General features: G+C 66.9%; 3 protein-coding genes and 1 pseudogene. 1 reads left to right on the top strand and 3 read right to left on the bottom strand.

Annotation, left to right across the window (positions count from 1 at the left end):
* Positions 1-291: 291 nt before the first annotated feature.
* The 3 genes from ACFE99_RS24155 to ACFE99_RS24145 all read right to left on the bottom strand — a co-directional run bounded on the left by ACFE99_RS24155 (position 292) and on the right by ACFE99_RS24145 (position 2499).
* Entirely contained in the window at positions 292-1518 is a 1227-nt protein-coding gene (locus ACFE99_RS24155; protein ID WP_375489283.1) for an MFS transporter, read from the bottom strand.
* 105 nt (positions 1519-1623) lie between these two features.
* Positions 1624-1914, bottom strand: coding sequence for a metal-sensitive transcriptional regulator (locus tag ACFE99_RS24150; RefSeq protein ID WP_375489281.1), 291 nt, complete (start codon positions 1912-1914; stop codon positions 1624-1626).
* Entirely contained in the window at positions 1915-2499 is a 585-nt protein-coding gene (locus tag ACFE99_RS24145) for a DUF305 domain-containing protein (protein ID WP_375489279.1), read from the bottom strand.
* An 86-nt stretch (positions 2500-2585) separates the two neighbouring features.
* Here ACFE99_RS24145 and ACFE99_RS24140 point away from each other — a divergent pair.
* A pseudogene (locus tag ACFE99_RS24140) lies at positions 2586-3460 on the top strand (dihydroxy-acid dehydratase); the annotation flags it as partial.

Below are 3460 nucleotides of genomic sequence, written 5' to 3'. Positions count from 1 at the left end.
GGCGTCACCAGGCCCCGGGTCCACCACGGTCGGATCCCCGGGCGGCTGGTCGGGGTCGGCCAGCGCCGGGCTGGTGCCCAGCACCAGCACAGCAGCCAACGCGCCGGTGCTGAGAGCGGCGAGAAGCGTGCCTCTCGTCGATCGCGACATAATGCATACCTCCAGTCACAGTCTCAGCCCAGTGTCGCATAGCGCCAGGACCGACTTTGCCGGCAGCGACCGACGGGCGGCCGGAAACCAGCCCCAAAGTGCTGTCTGAGCTGCGGTGTAACCGGCAGGAAGCGGCCCTTGCTACGGCCGCTTGGCCCGTTGAGCTACGTCGAACAGCTGCCGGCTGGCCGCCATGCCGCCCAATGCGGCGCCCATCAGGACCGCTGAGGCAGCGAGCATCACCGGCACGCTGCGTTCGTAGAGCAGTCCACCAGCCAAAGAGCCGGCCATGATTCCGACCTGGAAGGCGGCCATGTACATGCCGGAGGCCCCGTCGGGATCGTCGGCTCCGGCCCGCATGGCAGCGGCTTGCAGCATCGGGGACACCGCGTTGGCCGCCGCACCCCACAGCGCGATGGCAGCAGTGCCGATCAGCGCGGTCGCCGTGGTGGGCGAGCCGAAGGACAACGCGGTCAGCAGAAACAACGCCGCCCATAGCCCACCCAGGCAGCCGATCACGGCGGCTTTGGGTCGACGGTCCGATTGCCAGGCCACCACCGGCATCGCCAGCAGACCGGCAATCCCGTACGCGGCCAACAACCAGGCCAGACTCGGCCCGCGCACACCGACGACGTCGCGGATGATCACCACGATGTATGTGTAGGAGATGTAGTGGCCGGTGACAGCGACCAGCGTGAGCAGGCTCACCCGGATCAGCCGCCTGTTGCGGTGGTGGCGCGCCCGCGGCCCGACGGTGGCGAGCTGGTCGTCGCTGAGCACCATCGCAGGCAGTACCGCCCAGGCCGCCACGGTGACGGCGGCCGCCGCCGCGGTGATCCACACGACCGCCAGCCGCCAGCCCCACAGCAAGCTCATCGCCGCCGTGGCCGGGCTGCCGACTACGACGGCGAGGCTGATGCCCACGTAGACGACCGTCGTCGCGCGACCCGAGTGGCTGGCCGGCACTAACCGGGTGGCGATGGGGGCCACCACCGACAACATCAGGCCGTGGGTGATGGCGCAGAGTACCCGGCCGACGGCCAGCATGGAGAAGGTTGGCGCCACGGCGGAGATGGCCTGCGAGGCGGTCAGGCACACCAGGGTCACCAGCAGGGTCCGCCGCCGCGGCCAGTGGGCGGTCCAGCGCACCAACGGAATCGTCGTCACCGCGGCGACCAGTGCATACCAGGCCAGCAGGGTGCCGACTAGGGGAACGCTGACGTGCAGGTCGCGCGCGATCGCGGGCAGCGCGCCGACCGGCAGTATTTCAGCAGTGACGTAAATAAAGGCGGCAGCCGCCAGCACGGTCAACTGAACCGCGATCCGTGGCGTCCATGGCCCGGCGCGGCCGCTGTCGGCGCCGATCACGCGGGCTGCAGCCTCGAGTGGTCGGCGGCGTGATCGCGCCGCTCCCTCGGTATGCGCTGGGCCCACGGCCACTACTCAACCATGGGTTTCCCCAGGCGTTGACAATCAAGAGCGAACGAGCCGGGCGATGGCGGCGGAGGCTTCCGCGATTTTCGCGTCGGCTTCGTCGCCGCCGGCGGTGATCGCGCGGCTGACGCAGTGGCCGAGGTGCTCGTCAAGGAGGTTCAGCGCCACTGAGCGCAAGGCACTGTTGGCTGCGCTGATCTGGGTGAGGACGTCGATACAGTACTTATCGTCTTCGATCATCTTGGCGATGCCACGCACCTGGCCTTCGATGCGGCGCAGCCGCTTGGCGTAGTTGTCCTTCTGCTGCGAATAGCCTCGTGTCGCTGCCATTCAGCCTCCCAGCATCTTTTCCATCTGGTCTATCTCCCCCTGCTGCGTACTGATCATGCGCTTCGCCGTCGCGATCGCCTCGCTGTTGCGCCCATTGGTGATCTCGCTGTTTGCCATGTCGATGGCCCCTTGATGGTGACTGATGATGGACTGCAGCCACAACTTGTCGTAGTCGGCGCCCTGCAACGATGCCAGCGTGGCCATGGTGGCTTGGTCGACAATCCCGGTCATGGCCATGTCGGCGGGCTCACGCGTATCAGCGTCGGGCTGGGTGCTCCACTGCACCAGAAATCCTTTGAGTGTCTGGATCTCCGATTGCTGAGCGGTGCCGATACCGGAGCCCAGCTTGATCAACTCGGCGTCGCCGGTGTGGCTTGGCACGGGCGCCGCCAGGTCGACGGCCTGTTGGTGATACGGAATCATGTTGGCGGCGAACGTGATATCGGCGCGATTGTGATCGGCCCGCTGATCAGCTTGGCCGCTGGCAGCGCCTTGTTGTGTCGAAGATCCGCGACATGCGGAAAGTGCGGCAGCGGCGGCCAGAGTCCCCACAACGGCCGCGATGCGAGCGACACGAGTAGACATACCAGCCACCATACCGACCGCAGATATACCCCCTACGGGTATTAGCGGGATTTTGGCGAAAATATCGGCACGCGCATACTAAGACGATGGCCGAAACGATCGAGGGCAGGTCCGCGTCGCCGTCCGTCGATATCAAACCCCGCAGCCGCGATGTCACCGACGGTCTGGAGAAAGCCGCCGCTCGCGGGATGTTACGCGCGGTGGGCATGGACGACGAGGACTTCACGAAGCCGCAGATCGGCGTGGCGTCGTCGTGGAACGAGATCACGCCCTGCAACCTGTCGCTGGACCGGTTGGCCAAGGGGGCCAAGGACGGAGTGTTCGCCGCCGGCGGTTATCCGCTTGAGTTCTGCACGATTTCGGTGTCCGACGGCATTTCGATGGGCCACGAGGGCATGCACTTCTCGCTGGTGTCGCGTGAGCTGATCGCCGACAGCGTCGAGACGGTGATGCAGGCCGAACGCTTCGACGGCATGGTGCTGCTCGCCGGATGCGACAAGTCACTGCCCGGCATGCTGATGGCCGCTGCCCGACTGGATCTGGCCGCGGTATTCCTCTACGCAGGCTCGATCCTGCCCGGGCGGACCAAGCTGTCCGACGGCAGCGAGCGCGAGGTCACCATCATCGACGCGTTCGAGGCGGTCGGTGCATGTGCGCGTGGTCTGATGCCGCGCGAAGACGTCGACGCCATCGAACGGGCCATTTGCACTTGAGAAGGGGCCTGCTCCGTGATGTACACCGCCAACACCATGGCCAGTGCCGCCGAGGCGCTCGGTATGTCGCTGCCGGGCAGCGCAGCGCCGCCGGCGACCGATCGCCGCCGCGACGGGTTCGCGCGCCGCAGCGGCGAGGCCGTCGTCGAGTTGCTGCGCCGCGGCATCACCGCGCGCGACATTCTCACCAAGGAGGCGTTCGAGAACGCGATCGCGGTGGTGATGGCATTCGGCGGCTCCACCAACGC

Origin of the sequence: uncultured Mycobacterium sp., assembly GCF_964249325.1 — a bacterium.
GTDB lineage: Bacteria > Actinomycetota > Actinomycetes > Mycobacteriales > Mycobacteriaceae > Mycobacterium.
Note: the sequence above shows the minus strand (reverse complement) of the source record. Positions and strands in the feature narration are given on the sequence as shown.